This is a genomic window from Bradyrhizobium sp. Tv2a-2 (assembly GCF_000472425.1).
Classification (GTDB): Bacteria; Pseudomonadota; Alphaproteobacteria; order Rhizobiales; family Xanthobacteraceae; genus Bradyrhizobium.
In genome coordinates this window covers 404,816-423,782 of record NZ_AXAI01000003.1, presented here as the reverse complement: position 1 = coordinate 423,782, position 18,967 = coordinate 404,816, and the positions used below count along the sequence as shown (strand labels likewise).

Annotated in this window: 15 protein-coding genes; 12 read left to right on the top strand and 3 right to left on the bottom strand. The window is 64.2% G+C overall.

Annotated elements, in window-relative coordinates:
- The first annotated feature begins 5 nt into the window (after window positions 1-5).
- Together A3AI_RS0108220 and trmB are read left to right on the top strand one after the other, a co-directional pair.
- Window positions 6-1,136 (top strand): M20 family metallopeptidase, encoded by a 1,131-nt coding sequence (locus tag A3AI_RS0108220; protein ID WP_024515127.1) that lies wholly within the window; start codon window positions 6-8, stop codon window positions 1,134-1,136.
- The gene (gene trmB / locus A3AI_RS0108215) at window positions 1,133-1,864 is read left to right on the top strand and encodes a tRNA (guanosine(46)-N7)-methyltransferase TrmB (RefSeq protein ID WP_024515126.1); all 732 of its coding nucleotides are present in this window, start codon (window positions 1,133-1,135) and stop codon (window positions 1,862-1,864) included. The genes A3AI_RS0108220 and trmB overlap by 4 nt, the downstream gene beginning before the upstream one ends.
- 138 nt (window positions 1,865-2,002) lie before the next feature.
- Here trmB and A3AI_RS0108210 read toward each other — a convergent pair whose 3' ends face one another.
- Both A3AI_RS0108210 and A3AI_RS0108205 read right to left on the bottom strand, forming a co-directional pair.
- Window positions 2,003-2,845 carry a phytanoyl-CoA dioxygenase family protein gene (locus tag A3AI_RS0108210; RefSeq protein ID WP_024515125.1) on the bottom strand — a complete coding sequence of 281 codons (843 nt, stop codon included), beginning with the start codon at window positions 2,843-2,845 and terminating at the stop codon, window positions 2,003-2,005.
- A gap of 175 nt (window positions 2,846-3,020) precedes the next feature.
- Window positions 3,021-4,103 (bottom strand): DUF2336 domain-containing protein, encoded by a 1,083-nt coding sequence (locus A3AI_RS0108205; RefSeq protein WP_024515124.1) that lies wholly within the window; start codon window positions 4,101-4,103, stop codon window positions 3,021-3,023.
- A gap of 502 nt (window positions 4,104-4,605) precedes the next feature.
- On the opposite strand from A3AI_RS0108205, the gene rimP reads away from it, so the two are divergent.
- From rimP to pnp, 8 genes are all read left to right on the top strand, one after another.
- A complete protein-coding gene (rimP, locus tag A3AI_RS0108200) occupies window positions 4,606-5,358 on the top strand; it encodes a ribosome maturation factor RimP (protein WP_024515123.1) in 753 nt (250 codons plus the stop codon).
- A gap of 3 nt (window positions 5,359-5,361) precedes the next feature.
- A complete protein-coding gene (nusA, locus tag A3AI_RS0108195; RefSeq protein WP_024515122.1) occupies window positions 5,362-6,972 on the top strand; it encodes a transcription termination factor NusA in 1,611 nt (536 codons plus the stop codon).
- Window positions 6,973-6,994: 22 nt separating this feature from the next.
- Entirely contained in the window at window positions 6,995-7,747 is a 753-nt protein-coding gene (locus A3AI_RS0108190; protein ID WP_024515121.1) for an RNA-binding protein, read from the top strand.
- A gap of 47 nt (window positions 7,748-7,794) precedes the next feature.
- Window positions 7,795-10,548 carry a translation initiation factor IF-2 gene (gene infB, locus A3AI_RS0108185; protein WP_024515120.1) on the top strand — a complete coding sequence of 918 codons (2,754 nt, stop codon included), beginning with the start codon at window positions 7,795-7,797 and terminating at the stop codon, window positions 10,546-10,548.
- Window positions 10,549-10,701: 153 nt separating this feature from the next.
- Window positions 10,702-11,121: a 30S ribosome-binding factor RbfA gene (rbfA, locus tag A3AI_RS46065; protein WP_024515119.1), complete on the top strand. Its 420-nt coding sequence runs from the start codon at window positions 10,702-10,704 to the stop codon at window positions 11,119-11,121.
- On the top strand, window positions 11,118-12,233 hold the full coding sequence (gene truB, locus A3AI_RS0108175) for a tRNA pseudouridine(55) synthase TruB (protein WP_024515118.1): 1,116 nt from the start codon (window positions 11,118-11,120) through the stop codon (window positions 12,231-12,233). The genes rbfA and truB overlap by 4 nt, the downstream gene beginning before the upstream one ends.
- A 2-nt stretch (window positions 12,234-12,235) precedes the next feature.
- A complete protein-coding gene (gene rpsO, locus A3AI_RS0108170; RefSeq protein WP_024515117.1) occupies window positions 12,236-12,505 on the top strand; it encodes a 30S ribosomal protein S15 in 270 nt (89 codons plus the stop codon).
- 343 nt (window positions 12,506-12,848) lie between these two features.
- Complete coding sequence (pnp, locus tag A3AI_RS0108165; protein WP_024515116.1) at window positions 12,849-15,023, top strand: polyribonucleotide nucleotidyltransferase; 2,175 nt, start codon at window positions 12,849-12,851, stop codon at window positions 15,021-15,023.
- Between the two features lie 297 nt (window positions 15,024-15,320).
- On the opposite strand, the gene katG is transcribed toward pnp, so the two are convergent.
- The gene (gene katG / locus A3AI_RS0108160; protein WP_024515115.1) at window positions 15,321-17,477 is read right to left on the bottom strand and encodes a catalase/peroxidase HPI; all 2,157 of its coding nucleotides are present in this window, start codon (window positions 17,475-17,477) and stop codon (window positions 15,321-15,323) included.
- 316 nt (window positions 17,478-17,793) lie between these two features.
- Between katG and A3AI_RS0108155 the strand changes: the two genes are divergently transcribed.
- Together A3AI_RS0108155 and A3AI_RS0108150 are read left to right on the top strand one after the other, a co-directional pair.
- Window positions 17,794-18,252 (top strand): GNAT family N-acetyltransferase, encoded by a 459-nt coding sequence (locus tag A3AI_RS0108155; protein WP_024515114.1) that lies wholly within the window; start codon window positions 17,794-17,796, stop codon window positions 18,250-18,252.
- Entirely contained in the window at window positions 18,249-18,845 is a 597-nt protein-coding gene (locus A3AI_RS0108150) for a glutathione S-transferase family protein (RefSeq protein WP_024515113.1), read from the top strand. Before A3AI_RS0108155 ends, A3AI_RS0108150 begins: the two co-directional genes overlap by 4 nt.
- Window positions 18,846-18,967 lie beyond the last annotated feature (122 nt).

Below are 18,967 nucleotides of genomic sequence, written 5' to 3'. Positions count from 1 at the left end.
ACGCGATGCTCAAGTCTGCCAATCCGTTCGACTCCGGGACCATCCTCGACGGCATCCGCCGTTGGGTCGAGATCGAGACGCCGACGGAGGCGCCCGAGCAGGTCAACCGGCTGGTGTCGTTGGTTGCCGACGGCTATCGCGACCTTGCCGCACATCTCGAGCGCGTGCCGGGCCAGAACGGCTGCGGCGATCATCTGATCGTGCGCTCGGCCTGGGGGCAGGATGCACCCGGCATCCTGGTGCTGAGCCATCTCGACACCGTGCACCCGCTGGGCTTCATCGCGCGGCTGCCGTTCAAGATCGACGGCGACAGCGCCTTCGGGCCTGGCATCTATGACATGAAGGGCGGCGCCTATCTCGCTTTCCACGCCTTCCGGCAGCTTTGCGCCGAGGGCAAGCCGACCCCGCTCGGCATCACCCAGCTCTATGTGTCGGATGAGGAGATCGGCAGCCCGACCTCGCGCAGGCTGATCGAGCGCGAAGGCGAGAAAGCCAAATATGTGCTGGTGACAGAGCCCGCGCGCGAGGGCGGCAAGGTCGTCACCGGGCGCAAGGGCGTCGGCCGCTTCGAGGTCTTCATCAAGGGCGTGCCCGCGCATGCCGGCAGCCGGCCCGAGGATGGCCGCAGCGCTATCCGCGAACTCGCCAATATCATTCAGACGCTGGAGGGGCTGAACGATCCGAAGCGCGGCATCACCGTCAATGTTGGTGTGGTCAGAGGCGGCACGCGTCCCAATGTGATCGCGGAAGAGGCCTATGCGGAGGTCGATCTGCGCGCCCCGTCGGTCGCCGCCGCCGACGAGCTGGTCGAGAGGATCCTCGGCATCAAGTCGCGCAGCGAGGGCGTCAGCGTCACCGTGACGGGCGAATTGAACCGGCCGCCTTACGAGAAAGGCAACGCCGGCGCGGCGCTGTTCGAGCACGCCAAGACGCTCGCCACCGAGCTCGGCTTCGAGCTGGTTGACATGTTCACGGGCGGCGGCTCGGACGGCAATTTCACCGCGGCGCATACCGCAACCCTCGACGGCCTTGGCGTCGACGGCAAGGGCGCGCACACGCACCGTGAGCAGCTCTACATCTCCTCGATCGAGCCGCGCGCGCGGCTTCTGTATCGGCTGTTTCAGACCCTGCGATGAGCGCGGCAGAACACGACAGTGAGCAGCGCACGTCCTCCGCCAGCGAGGGCGCGCGTCAGGCGGGCTCGTTTTTCGGCCGTCGCAAGGGGCACAAGCTGCGCGCCCACCAAGCCGACCTGATTGAGCATCTGCTGCCGCATTTGGCGCTGAACATCGCAGGCCCGCCGCCTGATGTCGCTGAACTGTTCGATTCCGCGCGGAGCGCCTTGCGGCTCGAGATCGGCTTCGGCGGCGGCGAGCACCTGGTGGCCGAAGCCATGACATTTCCCGACACGGGCTTCATCGGCTGCGAGCCCTATGTCAACGGCATGGCCAAGATCCTGACCCAGATCGAGGCTCACAACATCGGCAACATCCGCCTGCTCGCAGGCGATGCGGCCGAGCTGCTCGCCTGGCTGCCGCCGCAATCATTGGCGCGGATCGACCTGATCCATCCCGATCCCTGGCCCAAGCGCCGGCACTGGAAGCGGCGCTTTGTTCAGGACGCGACGATTGCCGCGATGGCGCGTGTGGTGAAAGCCGGCGGCGAGTTTCGCTTTGCCAGCGACATCGACGATTACGCCAACTGGACGCTGGCGCATATGTTGCGCTCGCCCGACTTCGAATGGATCGCGGAGCATGCCGACGACTGGCGCCTGCCGTGGGCAGGCTTTACGAAAACACGCTACGGCCAGAAGGCCGAGCGCGAGGGCCGCAAGGCGACATATTTGCGGTTTCGGCGGGTGTGACTCGTCGCAATTGGAGCATCTACACCATTGGCCCGCCGTCATTCCGGGGCGATGCGAAGCATCAAACCCGAGATCTCGAGATTCCGGGTCTGGTCCTTCGGACCATCCCGGAATGACAGCGCGCCATAACGGAAAGAACTATCGCTCCGCCGCCATCCGCGCCTTCTTCGCATCGGTCGCTTCCCAGACCATGCGCTTGCCGCGCTCGCGCCCCAAAAGCTCGATCGGGTCGCGATTGTCGATGTGGCCGAACTGCCCCTTGTAGACGCTGTAGCCGCACAGTTCCTGCAGGCGCCGCGGAAAGCGCGCCGCGGTCTCGCGGGGAATGCCGAGTTGCAGATTCTCCTGCTGGCGCATCCAGCCCCAGCAATAGGCGCAGGAGAAGGCGAAGCGCCTGGCCTCGCTGACATTGGCGCCGCCGCCATGCCACAGCGCACTGTCGAACAGCATCACGCTGCCAGCCGGCATGGTCGCCGTCACCGTCTCATAGTGTCTGCCGTAGTCCGGCGACGAATCATATTTGTGGCTGCCGGGAACGATCCGCGTCGCGCCATTTTTCTCGGTGAAATCCGACAGCGCCCAGATCGCATTGACCGTGATCGGGATATGCGGCCGCGGCAGCGGAATGAGCTGAGTGTCCTCATGGATCGGCTGCGCCTCCTGGCCCGGTCCGAGCACCAGCGAGCAGAACGATGACAACAGGCACTCCCTGTCGAGCATGCCTTCGACCACGGGCAGCACGTTCTCGTGCAGCGGCACCTCCCAGAACAGATCGTCATAGGTCAGGAGATTGTTGATGCGGACGGTCTTGAAACCCTCGAACGAGGTCTTGGCGTAACCCAGATCGTGCTCGCGCTCGATGCGCTCCAGCGTCCGCTTCAGCCCCTCGACCAGATCAATCGAGGCCGCCTGCTCGATCACGGTGTAGCCATCGTCGCGGATGCGCGCGAGATGCGCCTTGATGTCATCTTCGGTCAACATTTCCACTCCCCAATGGCGCTTTTGCGCGCCTTGAGGCAAAACATAGCGCGAGGTCTCCGACCTTGGGAAGCGCTAGAGCATTTCCGGTTCTGATTGAATCAGAACCGAAGCTCCGGATTCTTGTTTTGACGCGTTTTCTTCACGCGAACCGGTGTCCACTTCGCTCGAAAACGCTCTAACCCGACTGGCGCGTCTTCCAGAAGCTCACTACGCGCTCGGCGGTGGCCGGCATCAGGCGCGCATAATTGACCCGCACGGTTTCGATATCGGCCGGCGCCGGCACACGGTTGAGACCGAGCCGGAGCAGCACCAGAGCGCGGACGGTCGCCCATTCGAGCCCGATGAACTTGCCGACGATCAGGATCGGATCATGGCGATCGCCCGAGATCAGCCGGTCAAGCGTTGCAATGCCGATCCGCGACATCGCAGCCAGTGCGGCGATCGACTCTTCATACGAGAAACTCTTGGCAAAGCCGAGTAGCGCGGCCTCGTTGAGATCGCCGGTTTTGTGCAGAGCAAGGATGGCGCGCTGTGCGGGGACGAAGTTGCGCTTGCTTTCGAACGTCTCCGGGACGCCAGTGATGTCGCCGATGACGCGATTGATCGCGGCCTGACGCTCGGGCTTGACGAGGTCGAACAGGCGGCGGCGGATCACCTCAAGCGATCCGCCCATGAGCTCCTTCAGATGTGCATCCGACAGATCGCTGCGCTGACCGACCGTGAGCGTCAGCACGCCGTCCTGCGTGGCGCGCTTGATCAGCGCCTGATAGCCGATCACGGAAAATGCCGCGCCTGGATTGCCCGCCGTGCGGCGCACCACCTCACGGTCGCCGCGCCGGACCATGACATCGGTGAGGCCGGTCGAGAGCGTGCTGCGCTCGGCCATTGCAAGCAAATGGCCCTGTCCTTTCAGCCGCGCCACCTCGAGCAGCACCTCGTCGTCGAGCACGGGCGAGCGGCGCAGCACGGGCCCGGCCACCAGAATCTCGTTCTCGCGCGCAAGCTGGCCGATCAGTGCACGCGGTGCGTTGGCGAGCTGCGAGAAGCGCTCGGCGAGCTCGGCCCGCGCCACCGTTTCAACGTAAGGGACGAGGTCGACCAGGATGTCGTCGAACAGCGCAACATGGCCCGCACGCAGCTTCGCGGCGTCCTCGAAGAACAGTTGCGAAATTCGCCGCGCGGCCTCGCGACGGCGCGCGGGATCGCTGTGGCGTATGATCTTGTCAAGCCCGGGGATCAGCGACGCGGCCGCCGTCATCAAACCTGCCCCATGCGCAACCGCCCCCACGTGACGACGCGCCCCTCGAAAAAAAGCAGGCAACGGACGCTCTTGCCAATTTAGGCCGGCTTGGTGAACGAACGGTTAGAGCGTGATCCGGGAAAATTGTGCGGCGGTCTTCCGGAAGGTCATGTTCCATCGGAAACCGAAGGCGCGGTGACGGCTCAACCTGAACCGATCGCGGTTTAGGCCGGCTCTTGGGCATTTGAGGGGCCTCAAAATCGGCCCGATGAGAGCTGGTTCCTCTTGTGGGGGGAGAGGAAAAACGCTATATCGGCGGCAACTTACAGTTCTCATACGAAACGCGTATTGAGAGTGGGCCCCCCGGGACCCGCTCTTTTTTATTACCCGAAGCAGGCCAGCGGATGATCGCCGGCAGGTTCGGGTTAATGCCATCGGGCGGACTTCCGGCGAGCTTGGATCCACCCCACCTGAAAGCAGAATAGACCTGTCGCACGTTCAACCTGTCTTGACACTGGATATGACCGATCCGACCGCTCCGATGACGGATGCTGACCTGCTGGCCGAACCGCGCCTGGTGGTCGAGCCGGGCGTGGCGGCGCGGGTCGCGGCGGTGGCGGGCCCGGTCCTGCAGGGCATGGGTTACCGGCTGGTGCGGATCAGAATTACCGGCGAGGCCGGCTGCACCGTCCAGATCATGGCGGAACGGCCTGACGGCTCGATGCAGATCGAGGATTGCGAGGCGGTTTCCAAGGCCCTGTCGCCGGTGCTCGACGTCGCCGACCCCATCGATCGTGCCTACCGGCTGGAAATTTCCTCGCCCGGGATCGACCGGCCGCTGGTGCGCCGTTCGGATTTCGAGCGTTCCCGCGGCCATCTTGCTAAGATCGAAATGGCGGTCGCCCATGAGGGCCGCAAGAGATTCCGCGGCACGATAGAAGGCGTCGACGGCGATCGCGTAAGACTGCATCGGGATGACGCGCCGGAAGGCGAAGATGCCGATGTGCTGTTGACCATGGAAGACATCGCGGAAGCGAAGCTCGTGCTGACCGACGAGTTGATCGCCGAATCCATGCGTCGCGGCAAGGCTGCCGAACGCGAGCTGAAGCGTGACCTCGGGCTTGAGCCTCCGGCCCCCGCGCACGCCAAGAGACAGACCAGGACGATTGCGCCGAAACCAAAGAGCAAGCCGGCGCCGACGAATACGAAGAAACACCGCCTCGCCGGGACAAGCGCGCGCAGAGGCGAAACCGATCCTGATAGAGGAGATTGAGCCATGGCAGTCAGTGCCAACCGATTAGAACTGCTGCAGATCGCAGACGCGGTGGCGCGCGAGAAATCGATCGACCGCGGCATCGTGATCTCCGCGATGGAAGACGCCATCGCCAAGGCCGCCCGCGCCCGTTACGGCAGCGAGACCGACGTCCATGCCGAGATCGATCCGAAGAAGGGCGAGCTGCGCCTGTCGCGCCACATGCTCGTCGTCGAAAAGGTCGAGAACTCCTCCAACCAGATTTCGCTCGAGGATGCGCGGCGCGCCAATCCGGGCGCGCAGATCGGCGACACCATCGCCGACACGCTGCCGCCGCTGGAATATGGCCGCATCGCCGCGCAGTCGGCCAAGCAGGTGATCGTGCAGAAGGTGCGCGAGGCCGAGCGTGACCGGCAGTACCAGGAGTTCAAGGACCGCATCGGCGACATCGTCAACGGCATCGTCAAGCGCGTCGAATATGGCAGCGTGATCGTCGATCTGGGCCGTGGCGAAGCCATCATCCGCCGCGACGAGATGCTGCCGCGCGAGGTGTTCCGCAACGGCGACCGCGTCCGCGCCTATATCTTCGACGTGCGGCGCGAGACCCGCGGCCCGCAGATCTTCCTCTCCCGCACCCATCCGCAGTTCATGGCGAAGCTGTTCGCGCAGGAAGTGCCGGAAATCTATGACGGCATCGTCGAGATCAAGGCGGTCGCCCGCGATCCCGGCTCGCGCGCCAAGATCGGCGTGATTTCGCGGGATTCCTCGGTCGATCCGGTCGGCGCCTGCGTCGGCATGCGCGGCTCGCGCGTGCAGGCCGTGGTCAACGAGCTGCAGGGCGAGAAGATCGACATCATTCCCTGGTCGCCCGACATCGCGACCTTCGTGGTCAACGCGCTGGCGCCGGCGGAAGTCGCCAAGGTCGTGATCGACGAGGATCGCGAGCGCATCGAGGTCGTGGTGCCCGACACCAACAACCAGCTGTCACTGGCGATCGGCCGGCGCGGCCAGAATGTGCGCCTCGCCTCGCAGCTCACCGGCTGGGACATCGACATCCTGACCGAGCAGGAGGAATCGGAGCGCCGCCAGGCCGATTTCGAGAACTCCACCCGCGTGTTCATGGAATCGCTCAATGTCGACGAGGTGGTGGGCCAGCTGCTTGCCTCCGAAGGCTTCACCTCGGTCGAGGAACTCGCGCTGGTCGACGTCAAGGACCTCGCCGGCATCGAGGGCTTCGACGAGGAGACCGCGACCGAGCTGCAGAACCGCGCCAAGGAATATCTGGAGCAGCAGGAGGCCGAGCTCGAGGCCAAGCGCAAGGAGCTGGGCGTCGAGGACGCACTCACGACCGTACCGGGCGTGACCTCCAAGATGCTGGTGAAACTCGGCGAGAACGACATCAAGACCGTCGACGATCTCGCAGGCTGCGCCACCGACGATCTGGTCGGCTGGACCGAGCGCAAGGAAGGCAGCGAGCCGACCAAGCATGCCGGCGCGCTCGACGGCATCGAGATCTCCCGGGATGATGCGGAACAGCTGATCATGCAGGCGCGCGTCAAGGCCGGCTGGATCAGCGAGGCCGATCTTGCCAAGCCGAGCGAGCCGGCCGAGACCGCCGACGCGCCAAGCGCATAGGCATCAGGGAGATGGCCCACGCATGCTCGCTGCTGTTGACCCCGAACTCGACCTTGGACCGCGGACCGAAAAGTCCGCGACCAGGCGGATGTGCGCGGTCAGCCGCGAGGTGCGCCCCATCGAGGAACTGATCCGCTTCGTCGTGGCGCCCACCGGCGAGGTGATCGCCGATCTCAAGCGCAAATTGCCGGGCCGTGGCCTGTGGGTCACCGCCTCGCGGCAGGCGGTTGCGGAAGCCGTCCGCCGTCACCATTTTTCCAGAGGATTCAAGCGCGACCTTCGGGTCTCGCCGAGCCTTGCCGCCGACACTGAAGCTCTCCTTGTCCGCAGCACGACCGATGCCTTAGGCGTGGCCGCCAAGGCCGGTCAGGTTGTGGCCGGGTTCAGCAAGGTCGAGGCGGCCCTGAAGCAGCGTGGCTCCCGGAACACGGTTCAGGCACTGATCCATGCCAGCGACGGGGCGGAGGACGGAATCCGCAAATTGGACGCCCTGTTGGGTCAAAATAGCGGGCAGAATATCGAGATCCCGGGGGGATCCATGCAGATTCCCGTCATCACCGTCTTAACTTCAGCAGAATTGGATTTGGCACTAACCCGGTCAAATGTGATACATGCAGCGCTGCTCGCGGGCCCGGCGAGCAAGACTTTCCTGTCGCGCAGCCAGACCTTGGTCCGATACCGGATGGCCGACGCGGACAAGACTGCCGGAATCGGTGCCAGGAATTCGAAACCGCATTCAACGTCGCTCTCGCGAGACGGTGACGACTTGCAATAATAGACGGTGCGCCGAGCGCACCTTGAGGAACAGATTGGGACGACTGAATGGCTGATAACAATACGCCTGGCGACAAGAAATTGAGTGTGCCCAGCAAGACCTTGACGCTGAAGCCGCGCGTCGAGACCGGCACCGTGCGCCAGAGCTTTCCCCATGGCCGCAGCAAGCAGGTCGTGGTGGAGAAGCGCGGCAAGCGCAGGGTCGGCGGCGAAGGGGATGCCCCGCACGCCCCTGAGCCCGTCGCGCCCAAGCCCGCGCCGGCCGCCAGGCCGCCGATGCAGGGCCGCCCGGGCCACGGTTCGCACCCATCCCAGCCGCGCAATACCTCCGGCGTGGTATTGCGCACCCTGACCGAGGACGAGCATGCAGCGCGCGCCAGCGCGCTCGCCGACGCCAAGCTCCGCGACGTCGAGGAACGCCGCCAGGCCGAGGAAGAGGCCAAGCGCCGCGCCGTGCGCGAAGCCGCCGAAAAGGCCGAGCGTGAGGCTGCGGAAGCGCGTCGCAAGGCCGAGGAAGAGCGCCATCGCCACGAAGAGGAAGCCAGGCGCAAGGCGGAAACCGAGGCCAAGAAGCGCTTTGGCGAGGGTGAAGCGCCGCGCCCCGCGCCGGCTGCAGCCAGCGCGGCCCCGGCGGCCGCAGCTGCCACCGCTGCAGCGGCGCCGCAGTCCGCCACAGCCCGCGCACCCGCGCCGGCCCGCGCCGGAGCGCCCGCCACCGCGCGCGCGCCAGCGGCACGTGCGCCGGGGGCAACACCAGGCGCTGCCCGCCCCGCTGTGCCGGCGCGCGCGCCGGGCGTCGCCGCTGAAGCGGAAGAGGATGAAGGTCCGCGCCAGATCCGGCGCGGCCCCGGCGGCGCCATGCGTCCGGTTGCCGCGCCAAAAACCACCCACAAGCCCTCGCCGCAGAAGCAGCGCGGCCGCCTGACCGTGGTCACGGCACTCAATGCCGACGACGTGCGCGAGCGCTCGATTGCCTCGTTCCGCCGCCGTACCCAGCGCCTGAAGGGGCATGCCTCCAACGAGGCAAAGGAGAAGCTGGTTCGCGAGGTGACGATCCCGGAAGCCATCACCATCCAGGAACTCGCCAACCGCATGTCGGAGCGCGCGGTCGATGTCATCCGCCTGCTGATGAAGCAGGGCGCGATGTACAAGATCACCGACGTGATCGACGCCGACACTGCGCAGCTGATCGCCGAGGAGCTCGGCCACACCGTGAAGCGCGTGGCGGCCTCCGACGTCGAGGAAGGCCTGTTCGACGTCGTCGACGATTCCACCGACACCGAGGAGCGCTCGCCGGTCGTGACCGTGATGGGCCATGTCGACCACGGCAAGACCTCGCTGCTCGACGCGTTGCGCCACGCCAATGTCGTCTCCGGCGAAGCCGGCGGCATCACCCAGCATATCGGCGCCTATCAGGTGAGCTCGCCGGAAACCGGCAAGAAGATCACCTTCATCGACACGCCCGGCCACGCCGCGTTCACCGCGATGCGCGCGCGCGGCGCCAAGGTCACCGATATCGTCGTGCTGGTGGTCGCGGCCGATGACGGCGTCATGCCGCAGACGGTGGAAGCCATCAATCACGCCAAGGCGGCCAGGGTTCCGATCATCGTCGCCATCAACAAGATCGACAAGCCGGACGCCCGGCCCGAGCGCGTGCGCACCGAACTGCTGCAGCATGAGGTGCAGGTCGAATCGCTCGGCGGCGAGGTCGTCGATGTCGAGGTCTCGGCCAAGAACAAGACCAATCTTGACCGCCTGCTCGAAATGATCGCGCTGCAGGCCGAAATCCTCGACCTCAAGACCAACTCGGAGCGTCCTGCGGAAGGCACCGTGATCGAAGCCAAGCTCGACCGCGGCCGCGGCCCGGTGGCGACCGTGCTGGTCCAGCGCGGCACCTTGCGTGTCGGCGACATCATCGTGGCCGGCGCCGAGATGGGTCGCGTCCGCGCGCTGATCTCCGACCAGGGCGAGACCGTTCAGGAGGCAGGTCCCTCCGTGCCGGTGGAAGTGCTCGGCTTCAACGGCCCGCCGGAGGCCGGCGACCGCCTCGCCGTGGTCGAGAACGAAGCCCGCGCCCGCCAGATCACGAGCTACCGCGCGCACCAGAAGCGCGAGAACGCGGCCGCCTCGATCTCCGGCATGCGCGGCTCGCTCGAGCAGATGATGTCGCAGCTCAAGACCGCGGGCCGCAAGGAGTTCCCGCTGATCGTCAAGGCTGACGTGCAGGGCTCGCTCGAAGCCATTCTCGGCTCGCTCGAGAAGCTCGGCACCGACGAAGTCGCCGCGCGCATCCTGCATGCGGGCGTCGGCGGCATCTCCGAATCCGACGTGACGCTGGCTGAAGGCTTCAACGCCGCGATCATCGGCTTCAACGTGCGCGCCAACAAGGAGGCCTCGGCCTCCGCCAAGCGCAACGGCATTGAGATCCGCTACTACAACATCATCTACGACCTCGTGGATGACGTGAAGAAGGCCATGAGCGGCCTGCTTGCGCCGACATTGCGCGAGACCATGCTGGGCAACGCGCAGATCCTGGAGATCTTCAACATCTCCAAGGTCGGCAAGGTCGCGGGCTGCCGGGTCACCGACGGCACCGTGGAGCGCGGCGCCAATGTCCGTCTGATCCGCGACAACGTCGTCGTGCACGAAGGCAAGCTATCGACACTGAAGCGCTTCAAGGACGAAGTGAAGGAAGTGCAGGCCGGCCAGGAATGCGGCATGGCGTTCGAGAGCTATCACGACATGCGTGTCGGCGACGTGATCGAATGCTACCGCGTGGAGACCATCCAGCGCTCGCTGTAAGTCCAAATCTTACGAAGCGCCTGAGGTTTTTTGCGAACTGAATGACGTCGGCATGGCCGGAATTGTTCCGGCCATGCACGTTTTGGCTGTTTTGGAAAAGAAAAACGTCGATGCCCGCATCACGCGCGGGCGTTTCGGCTTTGAGAGAACACAATGCCTCGTGCTCACCAGAAAAAAGGCTCTGCGCCCGGCGGCTCGCAACGCCAGCTGCGCGTAGGCGAAGCCGTGCGCCACGCTGTTGCCGATATTCTTCTGCACGGTAGCGCTCATGATCCCGACCTTGAGGGTCACATCATTACGATACCCGAGGTTCGGATGTCCCCGGATCTCAAGCTTGCAACAATCTACGTGATGCCACTCGGCGGACGCGACACGGACACCGTGCTCGCGGCGCTCGACCGCAACAAGAAATTCCTGCGTGGCGAGATTGCTCGGCGCGTTAACTTAAAATTTGCTCCCGATGTCCGCTTTCGCGTCGACGACCGATTCGACGAAGCGGAACGTATCGAGAAATTACTGCGAACGCCTGCGGTGCAAAGAGACCTCGCACCCGATTCGGACGAAGATCAATGAACGTGACCCCGGCCAAGAGCCCGGCAGAGCGCGCGGTCGGCGCGCAAACGCCGGCTGATTCACGCAGCGACGAGAATATTTTTGTCGATGCGCGCCGCGACGAGCCGCGCGGCAACAATGACCCGCGCGCTGGCAAACAGCAGAGGAACAATCAGCCGCGTCGCGACAAGCGCGACATCCACGGCTGGGTCGTGCTTGACAAGCCGATCGGCATGACCTCGACGCAGGCCGTCGCCGTGGTGAAGCGGCTGTTCTCGGCCAAGCGCGCCGGCCATGCCGGCACCCTCGATCCGCTCGCCTCCGGCGGCCTGCCGATCGCGCTTGGCGAAGCCACCAAGACCGTTCCTTTCGTGATGGACGGCCGCAAGCGCTACCGCTTCACCGTGCGCTGGGGCGAGGAGCGCGACACCGACGACACCGAGGGCCAGGTGGTGAAGACCAGCGAGAACAGGCCGACGGCGGAGGCGATTCGTGCGCTGCTTCCGCAGTTCACCGGCCTTATCGAGCAGACCCCGCCCCGCTATTCCGCGATCAAGGTCCAAGGCGAACGCGCCTATGACCTCGCGCGCGACGGCGAGGTTGTGGAACTGGCGCCCCGTCCCGTGGAGATTCACCAATTAACCTTGTTGGATCAACCAGACAATGACCATTCCCTGTTCGAGGCCGAGTGCGGCAAGGGAACCTATGTCCGGGCGCTGGCCCGCGATATCGGCCGGATTCTGGGCTGTTTCGGCCATATCTCGGCGCTCAGGCGGACCCTGGTCGGGCCTTTCGGCGAAAACGACATGATTCCGCTGGAACAGTTGGAGGCTTTATGCAATAGAGCCGCGTCGGGCGAGGGAAGCCTCGCCGACGCGCTTTTGCCCGTTGAGACCGCGCTGGACGACATCCCGGCACTGGCCGTCACACGGGCTGATGCGGCAAGGCTTCACAGAGGCCAAGCCGTTTTGTTGCGCGGACGGGATGCGCCCAATAGTAGCGGCACAGTCTATGTCACGGTGGCAGGCCGGCTTCTCGCGCTTGCCGAAATTGGCAATGGCGAACTCATCCCCAAGCGTGTGTTCAACCTGACCGGGCTGACAGCCAGTTCCGGCCGCAACGAGAGAGTTTGACGATGTCGATTACCGCCGAACGCAAAGCGGAAGTCATCAAGGGAAGTGCCAACAAGGCCGGCGACACGGGCTCGCCGGAGGTTCAGGTCGCGATCCTGTCGGAGCGCATCAACAACCTGACCGAACATTTCAAGACCCACGTGAAGGACAACCATTCGCGCCGGGGCTTGTTGAAGCTCGTCTCCACCCGCCGCTCGCTCCTCGATTATCTCCGCAGGACGGACGAGGCGCGCTACAAGGCGCTGCTTGAGAAGCACAACATTCGTCGTTGAGCTTTTTATGAAGTACACGCGCGCAAGGTTGCGCGCGTTTTTGCATGACGCTTCGGGGTCCGGGAATGGCCCTCGCGGCGTTCATCATGCCAAGGGCATGATCGGGAGGCCTCGATGGAGAGGGTTCCGGCATGCCCAACCAGAGCGCCCAGCAGCAATCCGGCCGCTGGACGCAACGGGCAAGGTGCCCGTGATAACGATAAGGATGGTCGCCATCCGAAAGATAACAACCATGGCAGGATCGCCGGACGCTGATCTTTTGCGATCAGCGTCCGGCCGTCTTGCGCATGGTTTTTGTGTTTTGGAGCGGCCGTTCTTTCGGAAACCATGAAAGAAGACCGCAATGTTTAATATCCATAAAGTTGAGATCGATTGGGGCGGGCGTCCGCTCAAGCTGGAGACCGGAAAGGTCGCACGCCAGGCCAATGGCGCGGTGCTCGCGAGCTATGGCGAGACCGTCGTGCTCGCCACCGTCGTCGCCGCCAAGACCCCGCGCGAGGGCGTCGATTTCCTTCCCCTGACCGTCGACTATCAGGAAAAAGCCTATGCCGCGGGCCGCATTCCCGGCGGCTATTTCAAGCGCGAAGGCCGCCCCACCGAAAAGGAAACCCTGGTTTCCCGCCTGATCGACCGTCCGATCCGTCCGCTGTTCGTCGACGGCTGGCGCAATGAGACCCAGGTGATCGTCACCACCCTCTCCCATGACATGGAAAACGATCCCGACATGGTCGCGATGGTCGCGGCGTCCGCCGCGCTGACGCTGTCGGGTGTGCCGTTCAAGGGCCCGATCGGCGCCGCCCGCGTCGGCTTCGTCAACGACGAATATGTGCTCAACCCGACGCTCGACGAGATGACCGAGACCCAGCTCGATCTGGTCGTCGCCGGCACCGCCGACGCCGTGCTGATGGTGGAATCGGAAGCCAAGGAGCTCAACGAGGAAATCATGCTGGGCGCGGTGATGTTCGGTCATCGCCACTTCCAGCCGGTGATCAACGCGATCATCGACCTCGCCGAGAAGGCCGCCAAGGAGCCGCTCGAGGTCAAGGCGATCGACGACAGCGCGATCGAGAAGGAGATGCTCGGGCTGATCGAGCAGGAGCTGCGTTCGGCCTACGCCATTCCGGTGAAGCAGGAGCGCTACGCCGCCGTCGGCGCCGCCAAGGAAAAGGTGATGGCGCACTTCTTCCCGGAAGGGCAGGAGCCGCGGTTTGAGAAGCTGCGCGTCGCCGACGTCTTCAAGGCGCTCGAAGCCAAGATCGTCCGCTGGAACATCCTCGACACCGGCCGCCGCATCGACGGCCGTGACGTCAAGACCGTGCGCAACATCGTCTGCGAGGTCGGCGTGCTGCCGCGCGCCCACGGTTCGGCGCTGTTCACCCGCGGCGAGACTCAGGCGCTGGTCGTTACCACGCTCGGTACCGGCGAGGACGAGCAGTATGTCGACGCGCTGTCGGGAACGTACAAGGAAACGTTCCTGCTGCACTACAACTTCCCGCCCTTCTCGGTCGGCGAGACCGGCCGTCTCGGCGGCACCAAGCGGCGCGAGATCGGCCATGGCAAGCTCGCGTGGCGTGCCATCCACCCGGTGCTGCCGCCGCATCACGAGTTCCCCTACACCATTCGCGTGGTGTCGGAGATCACCGAGTCCAACGGCTCGTCGTCGATGGCGACCGTCTGCGGCTCCTCGCTCGCGCTGATGGACGCCGGCGTGCCGCTGAAGCGGCCGACCGCGGGCATCGCCATGGGCCTGATCCTCGAAGACAGCCGCTACGCGGTACTTTCCGACATCCTTGGCGATGAGGACCATCTCGGCGACATGGACTTCAAGGTCGCCGGCACCGAAGGTGGCATCACCTCGCTGCAGATGGACATCAAGATCGAGGGCATCACCGAAGAGATCATGAAGGTTGCGCTCGGTCAGGCCCGCGACGGTCGCCTGCACATCCTGGGCGAGATGTCCAAGGCGCTGACCGCCGCGCGTGCCGAGCTTGGCGAATACGCGCCGCGCATCGAGACCTTCAAGATCCCGACCGACAAGATCCGCGAAGTGATCGGCACCGGCGGCAAGGTGATCCGCGAGATCGTCGAAAAGACCGGCGCCAAGATCAACATCGAGGACGACGGCACCGTGAAGGTCGCCTCCAACGACGGCGACGCCATGAAGGCCGCCATCAAGTGGATCAAGTCGATCACCTCGGAGCCGGAAGTCGGCCAGATCTACGAGGGCACCGTGGTCAAGGTGATGGAATTTGGCGCCTTCGTGAACTTCTTCGGTTCCAAGGACGGCCTGGTCCATATCAGCCAGCTCGCGGCCAACCGAGTGCAGAAGACGAGCGACGTCGTCAAGGAAGGCGACAAGGTCAAGGTCAAGCTGCTCGGCTTCGACGATCGCGGCAAGACCCGGTTGTCGATGCGAGCGGTCGACCAGACCACCGGCGAGGACCTCGAGGCCAAGCAGAAGGCCGAGGACAAGCAGAAGGGCGACGCCCCGGCGCCGCGCGAAGCCGCCGGCGAGTAAGGCTTCCGACTGAAGCGCGCTGAGATTCAGTTGAATCGTCATCGCGCTTCGGGCCTTTGATTGAGCATGATCTTTTCGGAAAACCGCTACACACTTTTCCGGATCATGCTTTAAATCGCGATGAGATTCAGTTGAATCGTCATCGCGCTTCAGGCCTTCGATTGAGCATGATCTTTTCGGAAAACTGCTACACACTTTTCCGGATCATGCCTTAGCGAAAAGAGAAAGGGCGGCTTTTCAGCCGCCCTTTTGTTTTGTCTCGGTAAGCGCCGCGTTCTGAGGCGACGCCTCCCGCGGTCACGCCTTCAGATCGAACCGATCCAGGTTCATCACCTTGGTCCACGCCGCCACGAAGTCCTTCACGAACTTCTCCTTCGCGTCGGCACAGGCATAGACTTCCGCGAATGCACGCAGCTGCGAATGCGAGCCGAAGATCAGGTCCACGCGGGTACCGGTCCACTTGGCCTGCTTGGTCTTGCGGTCGCGGCCCTCATACGCGCCATCGGCGGTGGGCTGCCACTCCGTGCCCATGTCGAGCAGGCTGACGAAGAAGTCGTTGGTCAGCGTCCCCGGCTTCTTGGTGAAGACGCCATGCTTGGACTGGTTGGCATTCGCGCCGAGCACGCGCAGGCCGCCGACGAGCACAGTCAACTCGGGCGCGGTCAGCGTCAGCAATTGCGCGCGGTCCACCAGGGCCTCCTCGGGCTGCATGAACTGCCGCTTGCCGTTGACATAGTTGCGGAAGCCATCAGCTCGCGGTTCGAGCGGTGCGAAGGAAGCGACGTCGGTCTGCTGCTCTGACGCATCGGTGCGACCTGGCGTGAAGGGCACCTTCACGTCGGTCCCGCCGTCCTTTGCCGCCTTCTCGACGCCGGCGCTGCCGGCGAGAACGATGAGGTCAGCGAGAGAGATCTTCTTGGTGCCGGCGTTGAACTCCTTCTGGATCGCTTCGAGCTTGCCGAGCACTTTGGCAAGCTGAGCCGGCTGGTTGACCTCCCAGTCCTTCTGTGGAGCAAGTCGGATCCGAGCGCCGTTGGCGCCACCGCGCTTGTCGGAGCCGCGGAAGGTCGATGCCGAGGCCCAGGCCGTCGTGACCAGTTCGGAGACAGACAGGCCCGAGGCCAGGATCTTGGCCTTCAGCGCGGCCACGTCCTGCTCATTGACCAGCGGATGATCGACCGCCGGAATCGGGTCCTGCCAGATCAGCGCCTCCTTCGGAACAAGCGGCCCGAGGTAGCGCACGACCGGCCCCATGTCGCGGTGCGTGAGCTTGAACCAGGCACGGGCAAACGCGTCCGCGAACTGGTCCGGATGCTCGTAGAAGCGCCGAGAGATCTTCTCGTAGGCCGGATCGAAGCGCAGCGAGAGGTCCGTGGTCAGCATGGTCGGCACGCGCTTCTTCGACTTGTCGAAGGGGTCGGGAATCGTCGCGGCGGCGCCTTTTGCCTGCCACTGCTGTGCGCCCGCCGGGCTCTTGGTCAGTTCCCACTCATATTTGAACAGGTTCTCGAAGAAGTAGTTGCTCCACTTGGTCGGGGTCTCCGTCCAGACGACCTCCGGCCCGCCGGTGATCGCGTCCGCGCCCACACCCGTGCCGTACTTGCTCTTCCAGCCGAGGCCCTGGTCCTCGAGGGCGCCGCCCTCGGGTTCCGGACCGATCAAGGACGGATCGCCCGCGCCGTGGGTCTTTCCGAACGTGTGGCCGCCGGCAATCAGAGCGACGGTCTCCTCGTCGTTCATCGCCATGCGGAAGAACGTCTCGCGGATGTCCTTGGCTGCGGCGATCGGGTCCGGCTTGCCGTTCGGGCCTTCGGGATTGACGTAGATGAGGCCCATCTGTACCGCACCGAGCGGTTCGGAAAGCTGACGCTCGCCGCTGTAGCGCTCGTCGCCAAGCCACGTGCCCTCGGGACCCCAGTACAGCTCTTCGGGCTCCCAGACGTCGGCCCGACCGCCGGCAAAGCCGAACGTCTTGAAGCCCATCGACTCCAGGGCGACGTTGCCGGCAAGCACCATCAGGTCGGCCCACGAGATCTTCCTGCCGTACTTCTGCTTGATCGGCCACAGCAGCCGGCGCGCCTTGTCGAGGTTCGCGTTGTCGGGCCAGCTGTTCAGCGGCGCGAAGCGCTGCTGACCGGCTCCGGCGCCGCCGCGGCCGTCGGTGATGCGATAGGTGCCGGCGGAGTGCCAGGCCATGCGGATCATGAGGCCGCCGTAATGGCCATAGTCGGCCGGCCACCATTCCTGCGAATCCGTCATCAATGCGGTGAGGTCCTTGATCACGGCTTTGAGGTCGAGGCTCTTGAATTCCTTGGCGTAGTCGAACGCCTCGCCCATCGGATCGGAGAGCTTGGAGTGATGGTGCAGGACCCGAAGGTCCAGCTGGTCGGGCCACCAATCACGGTTGGCGTGGCCGCGGGTTCCCGTAAACGGGCATTTGGTTTTGTCATCCATGTTTCTTCTCCTCCGGAAATCCTGCTCCGGGCGCCCGCACTCTAAGCAGAGCACCCGATCAGGTGAAATTGGTTTTAGTGATCAGCGCGATCAATTATTCTGATCTCGCAATTTCCATTCGATGGCGATGTCGTGCTTTCGGCTCCGTATACTAGCATCGCCGAACCATGGAAAGCGATCGACGCACGCGGGGCGGCGTTTGCCAGCCTTGCGACAAACACCGCATGGTCGTGATCTTTTCGCTCGCATGTCCGTGAATTGAAACCTAGGCTCGCTCCAGCGTCGCAGACGCGGCCGCGCCTGAAAGTTTCGATCGATGAACGCAGTGATCCGACCCGCCCGTGCAGAGGAATATGACGAGATCGCCCGCGTCTGGATGGAAGGCTGGGTCTCCACCGGTCTCGAGGAGGCGAGCAACTTCCTTCTGGCAAAATTACGCGCACGCGTGCCGCAGGAGATCGAGAAGGGCTGGACGCTTTTTGTCGCAGATGACAATGGTGCGCTCGCGGCCATGCTGGCGCTTCATGTGCCAAAGCTCTATCTCGACCAGCTGTTCGTCGCGCCCGCCTGGCAGGGACGCTCGCTGGGCCGGCAGTTGCTCGCCTTCACGCGAACGCAACTGCCGGCCGAAATTTTCCTGCGCTGCGTGCGCGAAAACGAAAAGGCATGGCGCTGGTATGAGCGTCAGGGTTTTGTGTTCGAAGAGGAGCAGGTCGAGCCGATGACCGGCTTCGTGATGAAGCATTATCGATGGAAGAGGGGAAACACGTCATGATGCAACTCTACTGGTCGCCGCGCTCGCGCTCGTTCTCGGCGCTTTGGCTGATGGAGGAGACGGGCAAGCCCTACGATCGGGTCCTGACCGACATTTCGACCGGTGCGCAAAGGCGCGCGGAATACCTCGCGATCAATCCGATGGGCAAGGTGCCGGCGCTGAAGGATGGCGAGGCCACGCTCGCGGAATCCGCCGCGATCTGCGCCTATGTCGCCGAACGTTGTCCCGACGCGAAACTGGCGCCGCCACTCAGCGATCCCCTGCGCGCGAAATATCTGCAATGGCTGTTCTTCGCGCCCGGCTGCATCGAGCCCGCGATGGTACAGATCGCAACCAAGCTGGAGATGAATCCGGTTTCCGCCGGCTGGGGCGATGCCCAACGGGTGTTCGACGTGCTCGACGTTGCGCTGGAAAAGGGCCCCTGGATCCTCGGCGAGCAGTTCTCGGCTGCCGATATCGCAATCGGCTCGGCGCTGAATTTCTCCGTGCGGCTGTTCAAGATGGTGCCGTCGCGCCCAACCTTCGACGCCTACATCGCCCGCTGCGTCTCGCGCCCCGCCTTCCAGCGGGCGGAGAAGATCGCGGCAGGCTAAGCCTCCTCCCACAACCACGCATGGTCATCCTCCGCAAAAGCGGAGGACACATGCCGCATCAGCTTGCGCGCGGACGGCTCTCGCTTTAGCTTTGTTTCGTCGTTTCCTCAACTTTCGTTTGT

Excerpts from the sequence above, each read along its gene's own strand:
- A3AI_RS0108220 (WP_024515127.1), top strand. The coding sequence starts at position 6 with ATGCTCAAGTCTGCCAATCCGTTCGACTCCGGGACCATCCTCGACGGC.
- trmB (WP_024515126.1), top strand. The coding sequence starts at position 1,133 with ATGAGCGCGGCAGAACACGACAGTGAGCAGCGCACGTCCTCCGCCAGC.
- A3AI_RS0108210 (WP_024515125.1), bottom strand. The coding sequence starts at position 2,845 with ATGTTGACCGAAGATGACATCAAGGCGCATCTCGCGCGCATCCGCGAC.
- A3AI_RS0108205 (WP_024515124.1), bottom strand. The coding sequence starts at position 4,103 with ATGACGGCGGCCGCGTCGCTGATCCCCGGGCTTGACAAGATCATACGC.
- rimP (WP_024515123.1), top strand. The coding sequence starts at position 4,606 with ATGACCGATCCGACCGCTCCGATGACGGATGCTGACCTGCTGGCCGAA.
- nusA (WP_024515122.1), top strand. The coding sequence starts at position 5,362 with ATGGCAGTCAGTGCCAACCGATTAGAACTGCTGCAGATCGCAGACGCG.
- A3AI_RS0108190 (WP_024515121.1), top strand. The coding sequence starts at position 6,995 with ATGCTCGCTGCTGTTGACCCCGAACTCGACCTTGGACCGCGGACCGAA.
- infB (WP_024515120.1), top strand. The coding sequence starts at position 7,795 with ATGGCTGATAACAATACGCCTGGCGACAAGAAATTGAGTGTGCCCAGC.
- rbfA (WP_024515119.1), top strand. The coding sequence starts at position 10,702 with ATGCCTCGTGCTCACCAGAAAAAAGGCTCTGCGCCCGGCGGCTCGCAA.
- truB (WP_024515118.1), top strand. The coding sequence starts at position 11,118 with ATGAACGTGACCCCGGCCAAGAGCCCGGCAGAGCGCGCGGTCGGCGCG.
- rpsO (WP_024515117.1), top strand. The coding sequence starts at position 12,236 with ATGTCGATTACCGCCGAACGCAAAGCGGAAGTCATCAAGGGAAGTGCC.
- pnp (WP_024515116.1), top strand. The coding sequence starts at position 12,849 with ATGTTTAATATCCATAAAGTTGAGATCGATTGGGGCGGGCGTCCGCTC.
- katG (WP_024515115.1), bottom strand. The coding sequence starts at position 17,477 with ATGGATGACAAAACCAAATGCCCGTTTACGGGAACCCGCGGCCACGCC.
- A3AI_RS0108155 (WP_024515114.1), top strand. The coding sequence starts at position 17,794 with ATGAACGCAGTGATCCGACCCGCCCGTGCAGAGGAATATGACGAGATC.
- A3AI_RS0108150 (WP_024515113.1), top strand. The coding sequence starts at position 18,249 with ATGATGCAACTCTACTGGTCGCCGCGCTCGCGCTCGTTCTCGGCGCTT.